This is a genomic window from Salegentibacter holothuriorum (assembly GCF_900168045.1).
In the GTDB taxonomy this organism is placed as follows: domain Bacteria; phylum Bacteroidota; class Bacteroidia; order Flavobacteriales; family Flavobacteriaceae; genus Salegentibacter; species Salegentibacter holothuriorum.
In genome coordinates this window covers 1-19,228 of record NZ_FUYY01000002.1, presented here as the reverse complement: position 1 = coordinate 19,228, position 19,228 = coordinate 1, and the positions used below count along the sequence as shown (strand labels likewise).

12 protein-coding genes are annotated in these 19,228 nt (G+C 36.2%); 8 read left to right on the top strand and 4 right to left on the bottom strand.

What is annotated here, in order from left to right; translation table 11 throughout:
- Positions 1-12 precede the first annotated feature (12 nt).
- On the top strand, positions 13-1,233 hold the full coding sequence (locus B5X51_RS04450; RefSeq protein ID WP_079719692.1) for a permease: 1,221 nt from the start codon (positions 13-15) through the stop codon (positions 1,231-1,233).
- Between the two features lie 297 nt (positions 1,234-1,530).
- Here the strand turns inward: B5X51_RS04450 and B5X51_RS04445 are convergent, their stop codons facing one another.
- On the bottom strand, positions 1,531-4,017 hold the full coding sequence (locus tag B5X51_RS04445) for a zinc-dependent metalloprotease (protein ID WP_079719691.1): 2,487 nt from the start codon (positions 4,015-4,017) through the stop codon (positions 1,531-1,533).
- A gap of 186 nt (positions 4,018-4,203) precedes the next feature.
- Positions 4,204-5,895, bottom strand: a complete 1,692-nt coding sequence (gene lysS, locus B5X51_RS04440) for a lysine--tRNA ligase (protein WP_079719690.1) — start codon at positions 5,893-5,895, stop codon at positions 4,204-4,206.
- A 404-nt stretch (positions 5,896-6,299) separates the two neighbouring features.
- On the opposite strand from lysS, the gene B5X51_RS04435 reads away from it, so the two are divergent.
- Both B5X51_RS04435 and lipB read left to right on the top strand, forming a co-directional pair.
- Positions 6,300-6,464 carry a YqaE/Pmp3 family membrane protein gene (locus tag B5X51_RS04435; RefSeq protein WP_079719689.1) on the top strand — a complete coding sequence of 55 codons (165 nt, stop codon included), beginning with the start codon at positions 6,300-6,302 and terminating at the stop codon, positions 6,462-6,464.
- Positions 6,461-7,159 carry a lipoyl(octanoyl) transferase LipB gene (gene lipB, locus B5X51_RS04430; RefSeq protein WP_079719688.1) on the top strand — a complete coding sequence of 233 codons (699 nt, stop codon included), beginning with the start codon at positions 6,461-6,463 and terminating at the stop codon, positions 7,157-7,159. Before B5X51_RS04435 ends, lipB begins: the two co-directional genes overlap by 4 nt.
- A 291-nt stretch (positions 7,160-7,450) precedes the next feature.
- Here the strand turns inward: lipB and B5X51_RS04425 are convergent, their stop codons facing one another.
- Positions 7,451-9,904 carry a hypothetical protein gene (locus B5X51_RS04425; RefSeq protein WP_079719687.1) on the bottom strand — a complete coding sequence of 818 codons (2,454 nt, stop codon included), beginning with the start codon at positions 9,902-9,904 and terminating at the stop codon, positions 7,451-7,453.
- 31 nt (positions 9,905-9,935) lie between these two features.
- Positions 9,936-10,532: a ribonuclease HII gene (locus B5X51_RS04420; protein WP_079719686.1), complete on the bottom strand. Its 597-nt coding sequence runs from the start codon at positions 10,530-10,532 to the stop codon at positions 9,936-9,938.
- A 341-nt stretch (positions 10,533-10,873) separates the two neighbouring features.
- On the opposite strand from B5X51_RS04420, the gene B5X51_RS04415 reads away from it, so the two are divergent.
- The 5 genes from B5X51_RS04415 to B5X51_RS15985 all read left to right on the top strand — a co-directional run.
- On the top strand, positions 10,874-14,101 hold the full coding sequence (locus tag B5X51_RS04415; protein WP_079719685.1) for a SusC/RagA family TonB-linked outer membrane protein: 3,228 nt from the start codon (positions 10,874-10,876) through the stop codon (positions 14,099-14,101).
- Positions 14,102-14,119: 18 nt separating this feature from the next.
- Positions 14,120-15,649 carry a RagB/SusD family nutrient uptake outer membrane protein gene (locus tag B5X51_RS04410; RefSeq protein WP_079719684.1) on the top strand — a complete coding sequence of 510 codons (1,530 nt, stop codon included), beginning with the start codon at positions 14,120-14,122 and terminating at the stop codon, positions 15,647-15,649.
- Between the two features lie 27 nt (positions 15,650-15,676).
- On the top strand, positions 15,677-16,411 hold the full coding sequence (locus tag B5X51_RS04405) for a hypothetical protein (protein WP_079719683.1): 735 nt from the start codon (positions 15,677-15,679) through the stop codon (positions 16,409-16,411).
- Between the two features lie 366 nt (positions 16,412-16,777).
- Positions 16,778-18,697 carry a putative porin gene (locus B5X51_RS04400; protein WP_079719682.1) on the top strand — a complete coding sequence of 640 codons (1,920 nt, stop codon included), beginning with the start codon at positions 16,778-16,780 and terminating at the stop codon, positions 18,695-18,697.
- A gap of 307 nt (positions 18,698-19,004) precedes the next feature.
- The coding region (locus tag B5X51_RS15985; protein ID WP_217699531.1) for a hypothetical protein at positions 19,005-19,228 on the top strand (224 nt) is incomplete at its 3' end.

Genomic DNA, 19,228 nt, shown 5'->3' with positions numbered 1-19,228 from the left:
AAGTTAATAGAAATGCAGGATTTTTTAAGCAAGTGGGGGGAAGCGGCCTATACCAGTGCCGGTTTTTTCTGGATGGCTTTATGGGCCTTTATTTTAGGGTATATAATAAGTAGTTGTATCCAGATTTTTGTGACCGAAAAACGTATGGAAAGAACTATGGGCAAAGACGAATCTAAAAGTATTTTATTGGGAACTTTCTTTGGATTCATCAGTAGTTCCTGTAGTTTTTCTGCTTTAGCTTCAACTAAAAGTTTGTTTAAAAAAGGTGCCAGTTTTTCTTCATCTATTGCCTTTTTACTTGCATCAACTAACCTGGTTATAGAGTTAGGAATATTAATCGCAATCTTCTTGGGTTGGCAATTTGTGGTAGGAGAATATGTTGGTGGAATTTTGCTAATTCTTATCAGTTGGATACTCATCAGGCTTATTAATCCGAAGAAATTAATTAAAAAAGCGCGAGAGCGATTGGACGAAAAGGATGAGGATGATGAAGATTCAGAAAAATCCTGGAAGAAAAAAATAAAGTCAGAAACCAGTTGGGCTAAAGTATCCAAACAATATGCTATGGAGTGGAAAATGGTTTGGAAAGATGTGACGTTGGGCTTTACTATTGCCGGGGTAGTAGCGGCTTTTGTTCCAGACTCTTTTTTTCAAACTTTATTTATAAACACGGGAGATGGAAATACAGATTTTGGTTTCTTCACCATTCTTGAGCACATTATTGTAGGACCTATCGCCGCTTTTCTAACCTTTATTGGGTCTATGGGGAACATTCCTTTAGCGGCTCTTCTCTTTGGAAAAGGAGTAAGTTTTGCCGGGGTAATGGCCTTTATTTTTAGTGATTTGGTGGTGTTTCCAGTATTAAGAATTAATGCCAAATATTATGGCTGGAAAATGTCTTTCTTTATACTTTTCCTACTTTTTACTGCGCTTATTGGCACTTCCTTATTATTACATTACGGATTTAATTTTTTTAATTTATTGCCAGATCCTTCTGCGGTAAAAATAACCAATGCCGAACATTTTGAAATAGATTATACTTTTTGGCTGAATTTACTCTTTTTAGCAATTTCTGGAGTATTGATATACCTTGGGTTTTATAAGCGTAAAGATGTGATGCATATGAAAGAAATGGCACCTAAAAGCCAGTTATTGGAAACTAGCTTGAAATATATAGCTTTTGTTTGTTACCTGTGGCTTGGGGGAGGTCTGGTAGCGAAGTTTTTTCTTTAAAAAAAAGAGAGCAGACAAGAATATAAATTTTATCTGACTTAGATAAGATGTAAAATTCAGATTTTCGGTTCTCTTAATACTGCTCTCATTTTAAAATTCAAACAAACTCAACTATTTAACCAAAAAAAGCTCCTGTTCGATTTTTAGCATATTTAATTACTAAAAAATCTTTTTCATAGCAATTTGGTGCTTTTGTATTTAGACTTCCAAACTTTAAAAAGGTTTAATAGAGTGTATAAAAAAACCACCGTGTAGGGACGGTGGTTTCAAAAACTAACAAATCAAAAAATCTTAGAATTATTTGATGGGGTTTAAAATTAAATCAATTCTCTCCAAAGCATCCTGTAGATGGTATCTTGTTAAACGATCTCCGCGATTGGCTGCTCTTCTAATTCGGTTTTGTAGTGTTTTAAGTTCTCCTCTTACCACAGGGCGAATATCACTTTGAGCAACATCAACGTCACTTCTACTTATCCAACTTCTGTATTGAGATGGAATATTGCTTTGCTCTTCAGTCATTAGATATTCCATTCGTTCTATATAAGCACGTTGAAGGTTCCTGCGGTAACGGTCTATATTTTGTCCTGAATAAACTTCACTCCAAATTCCCATTCTCACATCGCTCATCATATCAATTAAACCGTAAGCTTCATCACCGTTTACTTCCTCGTTCTCCATTAATCGAGCCATTCTTCCAAAATCAAGTAGGTTGTTAAGCGTGCGTTCCTGCATATTTCTAATACGTTCTACCTGGCCGTCGAACTGGATTTTATTGAAAATTTCCTGATCTATCATCCATTCCGGGGTTTCAAAAAGCTGATCTTGTAAAAAATTCATCGCTTCCTTTTGCTTTTCTTTTGAAACATGAGAATAAACAGCTCCTTCCTGGTCGTAAGTTTTATAGTGTTCATAAACTCCGCCAATATTCGCAGTTACGTGGCCCATATAACGGTTAAACTGACCTAAAACCTGACTGTACATATCGTCCAGGTCATCGTAGTTTTTACCGTCTTCGGCGGTCCACTCGATCAATTTAGGCATAATGCGCTTCAGGTTTTTAATTCCGTATTCACTAGCCAATACAGCATCGTCACCAAGATCTTCAGTTTGAGAACTTGGGTCTATAACTCCGCCACTTTGCTGGCTTCCGAAGCGATATAAAGGATCACCTGCTTTTTCAAGGATCCATTGGTCAAGAATTTCTTTTTCCTCTTTAGCCGTTTTATCCAGAATTGGGCGGTATCCCCACTCAATTGCATATTTATCGTAAGGTCCAATATCTGGCATTAAAGCCACATCACCGTCTTCGGGTTGTGCGATATAATTAAAACGTGCATAATCCATGATAGAAGGTGCAGTTCCATATTCAGCAGTGAATTCAGGGTCACGAAGATCTTCTACCGCGTAAGCAACACTACTTCCCATATTATGTGGAAGACCTAATGTATGCCCAACCTCGTGAGAAGAAACAAACCTGATTAACCTACCCATTACTTCGTCTTCAAATTCAACGCTACGAGCATCTTCGTTAATAGCAGCAGTTTGTACAAAGAACCAGTTTCTAAGCAGGGTCATAACATTATGATACCAGTTGATATCAGACTCTAAGATCTCTCCAGAACGCGGGTCACTAACGTGAGGCCCGTTGGCGTTTGGAATTGGTGAAGCCAGGTAACGCACTACCGAGTAGCGAACATCTTCTGGGCTCCAATCTGGATCTTCTTCTTTACTTGGTGGGTCTTTAGCGATAATCGCATTTTTGAATCCGGCAGCTTCAAAAGCAACCTGCCAATCTTCAATACCTTGTTTTATATATGGAATCCACTGTTTTGGAGTAGCGCGATCTACATAATAAACAATTGGTTCTTTTGGTTCTACCAATTCGCCATTTTCAAATTTCTCTTTGTCTTCTTCTTTAACTTCAAGTCTCCAACGGTCAAGATATTTTACTTCTTTACTTTTTTGAGCATCAAGCCCATAATCTGTTTGTCCGCGGGCAAACCAACCTACACGTTGGTCAAAATAACGGCGCTTCATTGGTTCTTTTGGAAGCAGGATCATAGAATTACTAAACTCTAAAGAAATTGAGCCAGTACTTGCATTAGAAGGCGGATCGCCGGCATTATAGGTTTTTACGTGCCTAACTTCAATATTTTTAGGATAGCTACGAATGGTATCTATATAAGAACGGCTATCGTCTAAGCGGGATACTTTATATTGTTTTCTTGAACCATCTCTTAATCCAAGTGCTTTCACATCTTTGGTGTAAAGATCGGTTACTTCAATTACGGTAGTTTTATTCACTGAATCTTTCCCTATGGTTTTTACCGGAAAACGCTGTAAAACAGGTTCAAAATTAGAGTTAACTACCGCTTCGTGAACAGGTAAAGAATCTGCAGCATATATTTGGTGAGAAACCACTCTTAAAAGAACGTGACCGTCTTTTTTCTGCCAGCGGTGTACCTGGGTATTTTGCTTTCCGCCGCCAAAACCAATTCCTGTGGCAGTTTTTGCGATTCTTGTTACGGTAAGCATCTCCCGATTGAAAAGGCTATCTGGGATTTCATAAAAATATTTGTCGTCTACCCGGTGAACAGTGAATAAACCTTGGTCGCTTTTAGCATCTTTAGTAATTACTTTGGCGTAAGGTTCCAGGTCGCCATTTTTTTTTGAGGCTTCTTTTTTGGAGGCATCAGCCGAAGATTTAGGCTGAAACACTGCACAACTGGAAACCGAAATCGATAAGGCTACTAAAAATAGCTTATTCGTAAATCGTTTGGTCATAAAGTGAAATTTTGGTTTGTGTGATTAATTAGAAGTGATATATTTTCTGAAGCGAAAGCTACAAAAACGAAAAAAGACCACCATTTGGTGATCTTTTGACTAATTTATATTAAAAAGGTTTAAAACTAAAGTTGAAAAATAATAATTTAACTATTGTTTAGCTAAAGGATATAGCTTTTTTAAACTTTAAACCGCTTTGATTTTCATTGTTTCATCATCTTTAAAAACATCTATCATTTTATGTTTTCTCAGTGATTTCAGGGTTTTGTCCCACTTCTTATTACTTAAACCAGACTTGGTTTTTATAGTTTCCAGCTCCTGAATTAAATCATCTTTTAATAACTGGAAAACAGCTTTTTCGTCCTCACTTAACTCCACCGCTTTTTTCTCCGGTTTCATTTGAGGGAAGAATAGCACTTCCTGGATAGATTGATTATTGGTTAGGAACATAATTAAACGGTCCATTCCTATGCCTAATCCAGATGTTGGTGGCATTCCATATTCCAGGGCTCTTAAGAAATCCTGGTCTATAAATTCAGTAGCCTCATCGTCACCCTTTTTGGCTAGTTTTAACTGCTCTTCAAAGCGCTCGCGCTGATCTATAGGATCATTTAATTCAGAATATGCGTTTGCAATTTCTTTACCACAAACCATTAGTTCAAAACGCTCAGTTAATTCAGGGTTTTCACGGTGCTCTTTACAAAGCGGACTCATTTCCTTTGGGTAATCGGTTATGAAAGTTGGTTGAATATAATTTCCTTCGCATTTTTCACCAAAAATCTCGTCAATGAGCTTTCCTTTCCCCATAGTTTCGTCAACTTCAATTCCCATATCTTCAGCTGCTTTTCTAATTTCAGCTTCAGATTTACCGGTAATATCAAATCCTGTAAATTCCTTGATAGAGTCGGTCATAGTTACGCGCTTATAAGGCGCTTTAAAGTTGATCTTATTTTCTCCAAAAACAGCTTCGGTAGTCTTGTTTACCTCAAGAGCACAATGTTCCAGCAGTTTTTCGGTGAAATCCATCATCCAGTTGTAGTCTTTGTAGGCCACGTAGATTTCCATCGCGGTAAATTCCGGATTATGAGTTCTGTCCATTCCTTCATTTCTGAAGTTCTTTGAGAATTCATATACCCCGTCAAATCCACCTACAATCAATCTTTTTAGATATAATTCATTGGCAATTCTTAAATAAAGCGGTATATCCAATGCGTTATGGTGTGTCACAAACGGTCTTGCTGCGGCACCCCCGGGAATAGATTGTAAAATTGGCGTTTCTACCTCAAAATACTCTCTTTCATTAAAGAAATTTCGCATGGCGTTGAACAACTTTGTACGCTTTACGAAGATCTCTTTCACCTTTGGATTTACAGCTAAATCGGCATATCGCTGGCGGTAACGATGTTCCGGATCTGTGAAGCCATCATAAGTATTTCCTTCTTTATCGGTTTTCGGAAGTGGCAGCGGGCGAAGCGATTTGCTAAGTAAAGTGAAATCTTTTACCATCACCGTCATTTCCCCAACCTGGGTTTTGAAAAGCTCCCCTTCAATCCCAATAAAATCACCAATATCCAGCAATTTTTTATAAACATCATTATACTTGCTTTTATCTTCACCGGTACAAATTTCATCACGGTTAAAATAAACCTGTAGCTTTCCTTTAGAATCCTGTATTTCGGCAAAAGAGGCCTTTCCCTGGATACGGCGAGACATTAATCTCCCGGCCATCACCACTTTCTTTCCCTCTTCAAAGTCTTCCTTAATACCTTTACTGGTGTCTTTAACCGGGAACAAATCTGCCGGATACGGGTTAATACCTGCTTTTCTTAATGCAGAAAGCTTCTCTCTTCTTACTATTTCCTGTTCAGATAATTGCATACTCGTAATTTGATGTATCCCTTATTTCGGGTTTAATTTTCCCAAGTTTCGCTCGGAATTATATTATTTTCTAATTTATGAGGCTGTCTGTAAAGTTTTTAAAGCGTCATTCTGAATTTATTTCAGAATCTAAGTTCTTGATAGTCAAAAACGTGTTAGAATCCCGAAGTTTTCGGGATAAAGTCTGAAACAAGTTCAGCTTGACGAAATGAGACTTTTTAGACAGTCTTTCTGTTTTTCGCAAAGCGAGTGCAAATATAGTGACTATGTGGCTACCAACCAATGGGATATAAACCTGAATTTTTGATAATATTTGGAAGATAAAAATGCACTTCTTTATCAAATAAGTTTTCTCTATTTATAATCTTATCTTTGCGGTATAAATTGGTAATAGCTTTAGATAAATGAGTGTTTGGCGTGTTATTCTTTCTGTTTTATTTCCACCGCTAGCGGTTTACGATAGGGGTTGTGGGTCTATTTTAATTGTTTTGATCCTTACTATTTTGGGATGGATTCCGGGAGTGATCGCGGCACTTATTATTCTGAATAACCCTGGAAAAAGCGTATGAATAAGCAGATAAATTTGCAGAACTTAGGTTATAAAGATTATAAAGAGACCTGGGATTACCAGGAAAGTCTTTTTAAAGAAATTCTTGATCTTAAAATTAAAAACCGAAGGCAGAATTTAAATGAAATAACACCAAATTACCTTTTAATGGTGGAGCACCCTCACGTTTATACTTTGGGTAAAAGTGGCGATATAAAGAACCTGCTTATTTCTGAGACTCAACTAGAGAAAAAGCAAGCTACCTATTATAAAATTAATCGCGGTGGTGATATTACCTATCATGGGCCGGGGCAATTAGTGGGGTATCCAATTCTTGACCTTGATAATTTTTTTACCGATATTCATAAATATCTCCGGTTTCTGGAAGAAACTATAATCCTTACGCTGGCCGATTATGGTCTAAAAGCAGAACGAAGCAAAGGCGAAACGGGAGTTTGGCTTGATGTGGGAACACCTTTTGCCAGAAAGATTTGTGCAATGGGCGTTCGTGCCAGTCGCTGGGTCACTATGCATGGTTTTGCGCTGAATGTAAATTCTGATTTAGGCTATTTTGACCATATTATTCCCTGCGGAATTGAAGGTAAAGCCGTTACTTCCTTAAATGTAGAACTTGGGAAAAAAGAAATTCCTTTAGCAGAAGTTCAGAAGAAGGTTTTAAAACATTTTGCTGATTTGTTTGAAGCAGAATTCAAGTAGAGTTTATGTATTAAATCTTTCCAAATAAATCATAATGTTCATTTTTTTCATTGATGAAAAAACGAACCAAAAAAATTTAGGTTTACGAAATTTTATCTAATTTTTTTGTTCTACACCTAAATTTTAGGAACGCCCTTCATAAAAATAACTGGATCAAAATACGTTTAGCTGAAACAGCCTAAAATTTTACGATGTTTTCACTTCAAATTTCACGATAAATTTTTGATAGGCCGCTAAAGTGGAAAATGCTTTTAAACCATTAATAGAGCTAATAATTGAGGAAGGATAGTTTTAAAGTTTATACATCAAAACCTCTTTTTCGCCACCTTTTACCACAAATTCGGGGCGCTGGTCTATATCTGCATTGTTTAAATTAATTCCTGAAGTTCCATAAACCGGGAAACCTGGAAGAAGTTCTGCATTGCTATCAAATACAAATACTTTTTGTGTTTGTAAATCTGTTAGACTGATGTAGTATTTGTTGTTTACCAGGAAAATTTTCGGGTTGGTATAAAGTCCGTAATCAAGGTTTAATTCCTTCCCTTTTATCTTTAAAATGTTTTCTGAAAGACTAACCAATAAATTAGGTCTTGCTGTTATGCTGTGATTTTCGCTAAAAGCCGTATTCTCTATATTTACTGATCCATTTTGCGTTACTTTTACAAGATTCCCTTCAGCATTGCTGGAGAGAAAATCATTCTCAAACTCATACCATTCGTTTTCAGAAAAATCTATGCTCTCTTTTACTTTTACCCTATGCTCTCCCTGCCGACTCAAAATATTGAGTTTGCCCGATTTTTCAGGAAAAACGATATAATCTTTATTCTGAATTCTTAAATGTTTTGGAGCTTTTAAAATTTCAGAATTAGTCTTCCTAAAATCGAAGCCTTTTACGCTCTTTCCGTTCTTATCATACATAAAAACTTCATTCTTCTGCGTGATTAAAAAGCGATATTTCCTGTTATTATCATAATCGAATATGGATAGCGACTGCGTAATTTCATCTTTAAACTTTAGCGGAAATGGTTTTACTGTATTTCCATTTCTATCTAAAACCTCTATGGAATAAGGAGTTGCAAAAGCAAGCTGAAATTTTCCGTTTTTAAAAAGATCTACCTGTTGTATCTCTCCTAAGATTTGACCTTTAAGTTTTTTCTTCCAGAAAATTGTGCCTTTGTTAGAGATTAGGTAAAGCGTGTTGTTTATATCCTGAACCGCAATGTCCATTTGATTATTCAGGTGGTTTTTCACAAAAACCGGCTCGTTAAGTAATTCAGCTTCCAGGTTTACCGAAAGCATTTCTTCGGTTTTATTATTGGAAGTGTTTTGCTCGTTCTGCGATTCAAAACTACCGTGTATGTGGGCAAAATCGTCTTCCTCTACTAATTGTAGGATCGCTAATTTATGCTTCCCGAAATTTAAATTTTCCATCTCGGCACTAAATTCTTTAGAAACCGCTTTAGCTAAGTTGCTTTTTAATTGTGCTGTTTTTCCGGTTATGAGTATAGAAGATTCTTCCGCCAGGTTTTTTTCACTGTCCTTATAATAAGCTTGATGTGCCAGTGTGTTTTTATTTACATAACCGGCAATTAAGTCGCGAAGTTGCGGTATGCTAGCGGAAAATACGAGGTGTTGATCAATTGCGGCTGCGAAATTAGTAGCTTTTGGATTAAAAAAGGGAGTGAAAAGGTTTTTAAAAACATCAGGTTGCGTTACCTTATATATAGGAAAATCGCGATAGTTCTCTTCTAAATTGGCAAAGCCAGAAATTAAGTCGGTCGCTTCAGTGGTTATCAATGTTTTTATTGCGAGTAAGGAATTTTCTTCAGCCAGAATAATTCCAGCTTCCCTGGTGTTTAATATGATTCTGTCTTCGGGCCTTTTAACTGAATCTTGTTTAAATCCTTTTAAATTCTGTAGAAAGATTTCCGAGTCTTGATAGCCTAAAGCAGCAAATCCACCTGAATTTTCCGGAACAATTTTGGCGAACTCTATTGAAACTGTCCCGGCTTTTGCAAGAATTTTATGAAGGTTCTTTTCATTATCCGGAATACTGAGACCGTTAAAGGAAAACCCGTTTTTAGAAAACTCTAGATCTACCGCACTCCATCCGGCATAATTTTTTACATTCTCAAGTTCTAAATTTGGAAATAAATTTTGCTGAAAACTTTTAAGTTTGGCGTGATTAATAATCAGGGATGTTTTATTGGGGGAGATGGCTTTATAAGCTTTCGTAAAACTTTTATTTTTAAGCAGGTCTTCTTTTTTTAAGATTTGCCTTAACTGCGTTTCAGAACTTGAAATTATAAACGGTCCATTTCCTATAGAAACAAAAAATTCATTTCCTTCTAAGCTTAATTTTTGATAATTTAAACCTTCAACTTTTATATTTTCAATAGATTTATTTGGAATGGAGTCTAATTCAAAATTAGGTTGTTGCTTACTTATAAAGGTATATCTGAATTTTGCCTCTTTTGAAATAGATAAAGTGATGATGCTTTCAGTAATGCTGTCGGTATATTTAAGAAAGCCCAGATCTTTTTGAATATTGTCTATTACACTGAGTGAGTTTTCCTCAAAAAAGGGAAGTGAATTTAAATCTAGTTGAAATTGCTTTAAATTAGAAGTTTGTATAATTACCGCTGCATCGTTTGGAATAAAACCGATAAGACTTTCGATTTTCTCCGATTTTTGACAGGAAAGAAATAAAAGAATGCTAAAAAATGCGAAGAGGCTTTTCTTCATAGAACTACTGGATTTTCAACAAATATAAAAGTTATAGACTAAGTTTGAGTTGCTCCGGCAGGAGTTTAAAACTTTTTCTATGATATGGAGTGCTTCCATATTCCCTAATGGCCTGTCTATGTTCTTTGGTTGGGTATCCCTTATTTTGTTGCCAATTATACATTGGGAATTCCTGGTGTATCTTTTTCATAAATTCATCCCGAGCGGTTTTTGCTAAAATAGAAGCGGCAGCAATGCTTAAAAATTTCCCATCTCCTTTTATAATGCACTCGTGTGGAATATTGCGAAAAGGTTTAAATTTATTACCATCTACAATAATGTGCTCAGGTTCACACTGCAATTTTTCTAAGGCGCGATGCATAGCTAAAATAGAAGCATTTAATATATTTATTTCGTCTATTTCTTCCATATATACGTGTGCAATGCCATATGAAATCGATTCATTTATTATAATTTCTTTAAGACTCTTGCGGTCTTCTTCCTTGGTTTGTTTAGAGTCATTTAACAGTTTGTTCTTAAATTTCTTTGGGAGGATCACTGCGGCTGCAGTTACCGGGCCTGCAAGGCAGCCGCGACCGGCTTCATCGGTGCCGGCAATCTGGCATGGAAGGTTGTACATTTTTAACATGGTGCAAAAATTATAAGAATCCCGGTTTAAAACAAAACTATTGCCTTTTTTTAATCGTATATATTATATGTACAGTTTTTAAAAATACAAGGCATGCATAGTAAATTGTCCTAGATATCGCTCTTTTGGCATTAAAATGCTTATAAGCTACTTAAAATCAGGTTCTGCTTAATTGTCATTTTTTTGCTGAATTCGTAAAAAAATAAGTCCATAAACGTTCATATTTTTACATCTTTTAAAAAAGCCTTAATAAATTAAATGATAATTCAATTGAAAAATCATTTGTTTTATTAAGAATTTATTATGATTTTTGGCGAAGGCTAATTCAAATTTAAATAATAATGAAAAACAAATTACATGGAATTCTTACGCTATTATTAGCGTTTGTAGTGCAATTTACTTTTGCACAGGAAAAAGTGGTGACCGGTACGGTTATCGATGAAGATGGTTTACCCTTACCCGGGGTAAATGTTATTGAAAAGGGTACGACTAATGGAACCCAAACTAATTTTGATGGTGAGTACAGTCTTTCCGTAGATATGGGTGATGTTATTACATTTAGTTATGTAGGTTTTGGTACTCAGCAAGTCACTGTTGGTGCGGCTGATGTTTATGACATTACGCTTGGTACAGATGCTGCTGCTTTAAGTGAAGTTGTAGTAGTTGGGTATGGTACCGCAACCAGACAGTCATTTGCTGGTTCTGCAACTACTATTGATACAGAAAACTTAGAAACCAAGAACTTTGCTAACGTTTCTCAGGCTTTGGCTGGGGAAGTTGCTGGTGTTAATGTGATCAATACCTCTGGGCAACCAGGTACTGCTTCTACTATTAGAATTAGAGGTTTTGGTTCTGTTAACGGTAACCGTGACCCATTATATGTAGTAGATGGTGTTCCATTTTCTGGAAGTATTAACTCTATTAACCCGGCAGATATTAAGACAACTACGGTCTTAAAGGATGCTACCGCTACTGCTATTTATGGTTCGCGTGGTTCAAACGGGGTAATTTTAATTACTACTAAAACAGGAACTTCTGGAGAGGATTATATTGAGGTAGATGTGAAAACCGGTATAAATGATCAGGTGATCCCAAGATATGATGTGATAAAATCTCCTGAATCTTATATTGGGTTAGTTTGGGAAGGTATTTATAATCGTGGTAGAATTACCGGTGCTGCAGATCCAGTACAATATGCTAACTCTAGATTATTTACTGATAACTATGTGCCTGCAGGCTATAATCTTTGGAATGCAGCTTCTGCTTCAGAATTAATTAATCCTGATACTCGTATGGTTAGAGATGGGGTGACTAGAAAATATACTCCAGAGAGATACGAAGATGCAACTTTTGATGCGGCTATTAGAACTGAAGCTAACGTTCGCTTTGGTGGTGGAAACGAGAAGACTTCTTATTTTGCTTCTGCAGGTTACCTTAATGATAATGGTTATGCGGTTAATACTGGGTATGATAGATATACTACCCGTTTAAATGTAAAGTCTCAAGTTAAAGAATGGTTGAATGTAGCAGCTAATATTGGTTATGCTTATTCAGAGCAAATGGAAAACGGGCAGACTGTAGGATCTGAAAACGTTTTTGAATTTGCTGATAAAACCGCTCCTATTTTTGGAGTATTTTTAAGAGATAATGATGGTGAATTAGTGCCAGATCCTATTTTTGGAGGAAATCAGTACGATTATGGTAGTTTCTCAGGATTTAGAACAAGACCACAATCTGATGGATTGAACCCTGTTGGTTCTGCGTTGTATGATTATGTTAATACAGATAGACACGAGTTAAACGGAAGTTTTGCTTTAGATTTTACTCTTACAGATCATCTTTCTTTTGAGACCAAATTTGGAGCTCAGTATTCTATGGATAGATATACAAGCGCAGATAATCCATTTTATGGTACTGCACAAGGGGATGGAGGTACTTTATTTAAAGTTGATACCCAAGAGTTGACAACTAACTTCTTACAGTTGCTACGTTACGAAAATCAATTTGGAGATCATAGTGTTGATGCTTTAATAGCACACGAGTCAAATGATTTTGAGTTAAATTACAATGATGCATTTAAAACTAAAGCAGTTGCTGCAGATATTTATGAATTAAATAACTATGTAGTTGCAGCAAGTCCGGCTACGGGATATAATGAAGGAAGGTCTATCGAATCTTATTTCGGTCAGGTTAACTATAACTATTTAGATACTTATTACCTTACTGGATCTGTTCGTCGTGATGGTTCATCGCGTTTCGTGAACGAGAAGTGGGGTACTTTTGGATCTGTTGGTGCTGCATGGGTAGCGTCTAATGAAGATTTTCTTGCTAACAGCGACTTATTTTCTTTTCTTAAGTTAAAAGCTTCTTACGGTATTACCGGGGATGAAGCAGGGGTAGATTATTACTCTGGGTACGATACGTATAGTATCAATAACCTTAACGATGAAATTTCACTTTCTACCTTAGATAATGGAAATCCAGACCTTACCTGGGAAACTTCTAAAATGTTCCAGGTAGGTACAGAATTTGGTTTAGGTAAATGGTTAGATGGTTCTGTAGATTATTATATTAAGAATACAGAAGATCAGATCTTTGAGCGTAGAGTAGGTCCTTCTCAGGGTATTGCTATTATTACCGTTAACGATGGGGATTTAAGAAATGCCGGTTTAGAATTTAACTTGACAGGTCATTTAGTTCAAACTAAAGATTTCAATTTAGATCTTAGTGTTAATGGTGAAGTTCTTCAGAATGAGATTACAAAAATGCCTTTAGATCCTTCTACGGGTGAAAAAAGAATTTTAGATGTATCAAATGCTCCTTTTGCATATTCTGAAGGAAGATCTATTTTCGAAATTTACACTAGAGAATATGCTGGTGTAGATCCTTCAAATGGAGCGCCGCTTTGGTATCAGTATTTTAATGATGCTAATGCTAACGGGTTGTTTGATTCAGGTGAAGATGCCATTCAAACTATGGCTATCTACATGCACGATAATCCAGATGCTAACGTAGAAAGACAAGTGACTGATACTTATGCTAATGCCACAGAAAAGTATATAGGTAAATCTGCAATTCCAGATGTAAGGGGTGGTATGAGATTGAGCGGAAACTGGAAAAACTTCAATTTTGGTGCGCAAGTAGTATATAGCCTTGGAGGACACGCGGTAGATTTTCAGTATGCGGAATTAATGAGCGACCGTTTTGGTGCTGTAGGTAACAATTATCATTCTGATATCCTTAATAGGTGGCAAAATCCAGGAGATATTACAAACGTTCCTGCTTTAACAGATAATGCTTTTGTTAATGGAACTAGCACTTCTGATCGTTTTGTGACAAGTACAGATTATCTGGCTCTTAATAACGTAAGATTGGGTTATACTATTCCAGAAGAGATGTTTGGAAGTACAGGAATTAAATATGTGAACCTTTATGTTTCTGGAGATAACCTTTACGTGAATACTGCTAGAGATGGTTTTCTTCCGAATACCGCAGAAGATGCTAACTCAGGGCGTCGTTTATATGCTCCTTTAACTACAGTTACTGCAGGAGTAAGGGTTAAATTTTAAAAATAAAAAAAATACAAAATGAAAAATATATTTAAATTAACACTGCTGTCATCTGCACTGCTTACGTTAGTGGGGTGTAGCGAGGACTACCTGGAGAAGGAGCCCTCAGAGTTTTTAACACAGGAGCAAGTTTCTGAAGCCGGTGAGACCAATGCTGATGTACTTGCCGGAACTTTAACGGGTATTTATTCGTTACAGTTTGAAGATGGATCTGGTGGTACTACCAATCACGACGATTTTGGTCAGAAAGGTTATGATATTTTCGGAGATATGTTGTCAGGAGACGTTGCGCTTTCTGTAAGTTCATTTGGTTGGTATCGATCTGATATTACCGAATTCCAGGCACCTCTAGATTTTACTAGTGGAAGAAATTATATGCCCTGGAGATATTACTATCGCCTTGTTCGTTCAGCAAATTTAGTGATTGCAGCTGTTGGAGGGAATGATGCTATTCCTGAAACCGATGAAAACAAGTATATTCTCGGTCAGGCAAAAGCAATGAGAGCACATTCTTATTTTTACCTAGCTCAATACTACCAAAACTCTTATGATCCAAGTCAAGAGATATTACCAATTTATCTTTTGCCAGAGGATGAAAACGGGCCAAAGGTTGCAGCTTCTGTAATCTATAAGCAAATGGAGGATGATTTGAATTCTGCCATATCGTTGTTGGATGGTTTTAATAGATCAGCAAAAAACCAAATTAATAAGCCAGTGGCTCAAGGTATATTAGCTTATGTATTAGCCGCTCAGGGTGATAGATGGCAAGAGGTTAAGGATTTGACTAATGATGTTATTACTAATACTCCTTTTACCATTATGACAGCGGAGGATGTTGCAAGAGCCGACAGAACCGATGACGATGTAGATAACCCAACCGGAGGAGGTTTTAATGATGTGAATACTCCAGGATGGATGTGGGGTGTTGATCTTACTTCAGATTCAGGTGTAGGTTTGCTGTCCTGGTGGGGACAAATGGATTACTTCTCTTATAGCTACGCTGGATATGGTGATTATAAGGCTATGGATGCCGGGCTTTACAGTCAGATTCCAGATGAAGATGTAAGAAAGAACCAATTTATGAGTGACCCTTCTTCGTCCAACTTCCTTCAACCATGGGGGAAATTTTATGACCCTGCAAGAGTACCAAGAGGGCCGTCTCAGGTAATTACTCTAGACTTAGTCTATATGCGAATTGCCGAAATGTACTTATTAAATGCCGAAGCAGCTGCTAATCTGGATATGGATGCTGAAGCTAGGACTTCTTTAGCTGCTATTTTAGATTTAAGATTGGACGATACATCATATCTTGATGCACTTTCGGGACCAGCACTTAAGGATGAAATTTATTTACAAACTCGTATTGAGCTTTGGGGTGAAGGCAAGTCTTACTTGGCTCTGAAGAGAAATAAAGAAACAGTGGTGCGTGGAGCAAACCACTTGTCTTTTGTTGGAGAAGCGATTCCTTATGATGATGAGCGTTTAACTTTCGAAATTCCGGAAGAAGAGATTATCTATAACCCCGCGATTAATACGCAGAACGATTAGTCTAAATTTTAAAACATAAATACAATTATGAAAAAATATATATTGTTATTTGTTGCGACCTTAGCACTGTCTTTTGCAGGTTGTGATCATGAAAGTGATTTTACTTCACCTAATTATGCAGCGCTTCAAGCAGGTCCTGCAGATATTAAGGTTGAATTGGGGGGAAGTACATCTTATGAACTAAATGTTTATACAGCTAATATTGTAAATGAAGATAGGGTTATCGATATAGTAGTAAGAGAATCTTCTAGCATGAGTCCTGCTGCATATTCTCTGCCTGAAACTGTAGTTATACCAGGTGGTTCTAACGAAGCTGCTTTTACTGTAGATGTTCAGGATGTTAACTTTAGTCCTAATGGAGAAAGCCTTATTATAGGCCTTGCTGCGCAGGAGAATTTTTCTACCGGAGATGATTTTCAACTAAATGTTTCTTTATCTTGTGATAGTCCTTTGGTGATTGATTTTGTTTTTGACGGCTATGCTAATGAAACTACCTGGAATGTTAAAGACACAGATGGAAACACTATTTTGGAAGGTGGTCCTTATGCAGAAGGAGCTGCAAGTGCTACAGTAGAAAGATGTCTTCCTGATGGAGATTATACATTTAGCATTTTTGATGCTTATGGAGATGGTCTTACATTTCCTAACGAGGGTTCTGTAACTCTTACTTTTGCTGGAGAAGAGCTTGTTGTTATTCCTGGTGATTTTGATGAGGAAGCAACCGAAGCTTTCACTCTTGGTGGAAGTTCTAGTGCTGATTAACTTGATGCTGTAAGATATAGTTAGTATTAAATGTATATAAGCCGCCTAAAAAATTAATTTTTTAGGCGGCTTTTTTATTTCTATAAACTTGGTTTACCTATAACATATCGGTGTAAAGTATTTCTTTAGCTGTTTGTCTAACCGATAGTTTTTGCTCGCTTGCAGCTTAAATTACTCCTTCATATACCGTTGGAATTAATACAGTTTTTCCTATAGGTAATCTTAAAAAGACTTTTTCATCTTGAAAAATATACCTAGTTACGGTAATTGTAAAGCAAAAGCATACGGACCTCTATTTTTTTTGTTTCTTGCAATTTCTGTTTGCTGTGATTTTTATTTTTACTTTTGTGGGAGTCCTTTTTATATATGAAAATTTATACACTGTTTTTTTTTCTACTAATTCCTTTAGTGGCTATTTCGCAAATTAGACCTTCTGCCGGTCCCGGAGGCCAAAATGCCGAAAACGCAAGTAAGCAAGAAGACACCATTAAACCTCCAATTTCCGCTTACAAAATTATTTCCATAGCAAATGACACTACTTTTGTAGATACTACGCTTACCATAGAAAAAGATTATAAATTTAATTATCGGCGAAAAGATAATTTTGAATTATTGTCTTTTTCTAATACAGGGCGCCCCTATAACAAACTGGGGATAGATTTTGACGCACAAAAGTTATATCCCGAATTTGGCGCCCAGGCGAGGCATTATAATTTTCTTGATGTAGAAGACATTAATTACTATCACGTGCCTACACCTTTTACAGAAGCTTACTTTAAAACGGTGCCAGAGCAAGGTCAGCAGCTAGATGTTTTATTTACCATGAATACTTCTGAAAGATTGAACTTTTCTGTTGGTTATAAAGGTGTTCGTGCGTTAGGAAGATATCAAAACATGCTTACCAGTACCGGGATTTTTAAATTCGGACTTACTTATAAAACTTTAGATAAGAAGTATCATTTAAGATCACACTTTGTCTCGCATGATCTAATGAATCAGGAAAATGGTGGTTTTTCAGATTTAGCTCTTCAGCAATACATTGATAAAGAAGAGGAATTTGAAGACCGTTCCCTTTTGCAAATGAATTTTGAAAATGCTGAAAATACACTATATGGAAAGCGTTTCTATCTGGATCATTATTATCACCTTGCTAAACCAGATTCTTTATCTTCAAATGCGCTAAAAGTTGGGCATATTTTTAATCACGATTATAAAAAGTTTGATTTCCTTCAAACTAACTCCGTAAATGAGATTTTTGGGCCTTCTTTTCAACAAACTAATTTAAGAGACCGCGTTCGTTTAACCGAGTTTTATAATGAGGGCTATGTACAATGGTCTAATGAAACTTTAGGCGAAGTAAAGGCGAAAGCTGCCGTCAAAAATTTTGAGTATGGGTATAAGACTTTTTATATTCGTGAAAACGACACTATTAATAATAAACTTACCGGAGTAAATTATGCAATAGGTGGAGAATATAATAAGAGTATAGGTGGTTTTGATGTGAAGGCAGACGCTATGCTTAATTTGGCTGGAGATTTTACCGGTAGCTATTTTGCGGCGCAGGCAGGTTATAGCCTTGATGAGGAGAACAGGTTGCAATTTGGTTTTAATCAAAACAGCCATATGCCCAATTATAATTTTCTTCTTTATCAGAGTAATTATGTGAATTACAATTGGCAAAACAATTTTGATAATGTAAACACACAAAGTATATACGGAGAATTGCGTTCTAAAAAATTGCTTAATATTGAAGCTAGGCTAACCCAAATTCAGAACTATACTTATTTCACTGAAGGAGAAGATAGGCTGGTTAAGCCTTTCCAGTCTGGAGACCAGGTTAGGTATTTAAAATTAAAGGCCAGTAAAGATTTTGATTTTGGTTTGTTTGCAATAGATAATACCTTAATGTATCAAAATGTAATGGACGGCGCTTCGGTATTAAACCTTCCTGAATTTGTGACCCGTAATACTATATATTATAAAGATGAATGGTTTGATAAGGCGCTTTACCTTCAAACCGGATTTACCTTTAAATATTTTACGAATTACAATATGAATGCCTACGATCCCGTGTTAGCTGAACTTTATGTGCAGAACTCAGCCGAATTTGGTAATTATCCAGTAGTGGATTTCTTTTTTAATGGAAAAGTAGATCAAACTCGAATCTTTTTTAAACTGCAGCATTTAAATTCTTTAATAGATAAGAATAATAACTTTGTTGCTCCCGGCTATCCTTATGCCGATTTCCAGATACGATTTGGTGTTGTTTGGAACTTTTTTCTCTAGTTTTTTCTGCGGAAGTTATTTTCTTTTAGACCTTTTTTAACCTTTTAAATGTTGAATTATTTTGTAGGTGTCTCCTATGCTACTGAAATTAGGATAAGATGCAATGATTTTATAGGAAATCCTGAAAAATAATTAAATTTAAAATTATAGTTGCGCATCTAAAAAACAGCAGTATATTTGCACCCGCTTTGCGACACAACGAGGGTTGAGAGATAAGGCGGGAAGTTCATTACATATTTGGATACGGTGTTTTTTTTAGGATTGAGAAAGCTTAAAAAAATAAAAGCAAAAAAAGTTTATTTTTTGCTTGCCAGAATCAAAAGAGGTTGTATATTTGCAGCCGCAAAAACAACGAGTGTTATGCTTTAAAAAGCGGTGTTGTTTTGAAGTTCTTTTAAATGGTATTGCTTTTAAAAATAAGTCAAAATTTTTTTCAAAAAACATTTGGCAGATAAAGAAAAAGCATTGTATATTTGCAGCCGCTTACAGCGGAAACAAGTTCCCAAAAATACTGAAAAGAAATCCCGGGTG

Bases quoted from the DNA above. Each gene is read 5' to 3' on its own strand.
- lysS (WP_079719690.1), bottom strand. From the start codon at position 5,895: ATGCAATTATCTGAACAGGAAATAGTAAGAAGAGAGAAGCTTTCTGCA.
- B5X51_RS04425 (WP_079719687.1), bottom strand. From the start codon at position 9,904: ATGAAGAAAAGCCTCTTCGCATTTTTTAGCATTCTTTTATTTCTTTCC.
- lipB (WP_079719688.1), top strand. From the start codon at position 6,461: ATGAATAAGCAGATAAATTTGCAGAACTTAGGTTATAAAGATTATAAA.
- B5X51_RS04445 (WP_079719691.1), bottom strand. From the start codon at position 4,017: ATGACCAAACGATTTACGAATAAGCTATTTTTAGTAGCCTTATCGATT.
- B5X51_RS04400 (WP_079719682.1), top strand. From the start codon at position 16,778: ATGAAAATTTATACACTGTTTTTTTTTCTACTAATTCCTTTAGTGGCT.
- B5X51_RS04435 (WP_079719689.1), top strand. From the start codon at position 6,300: ATGAGTGTTTGGCGTGTTATTCTTTCTGTTTTATTTCCACCGCTAGCG.
- B5X51_RS04410 (WP_079719684.1), top strand. From the start codon at position 14,120: ATGAAAAATATATTTAAATTAACACTGCTGTCATCTGCACTGCTTACG.
- B5X51_RS04405 (WP_079719683.1), top strand. From the start codon at position 15,677: ATGAAAAAATATATATTGTTATTTGTTGCGACCTTAGCACTGTCTTTT.
- B5X51_RS04420 (WP_079719686.1), bottom strand. From the start codon at position 10,532: ATGTTAAAAATGTACAACCTTCCATGCCAGATTGCCGGCACCGATGAA.
- B5X51_RS04415 (WP_079719685.1), top strand. From the start codon at position 10,874: ATGAAAAACAAATTACATGGAATTCTTACGCTATTATTAGCGTTTGTA.
- B5X51_RS04450 (WP_079719692.1), top strand. From the start codon at position 13: ATGCAGGATTTTTTAAGCAAGTGGGGGGAAGCGGCCTATACCAGTGCC.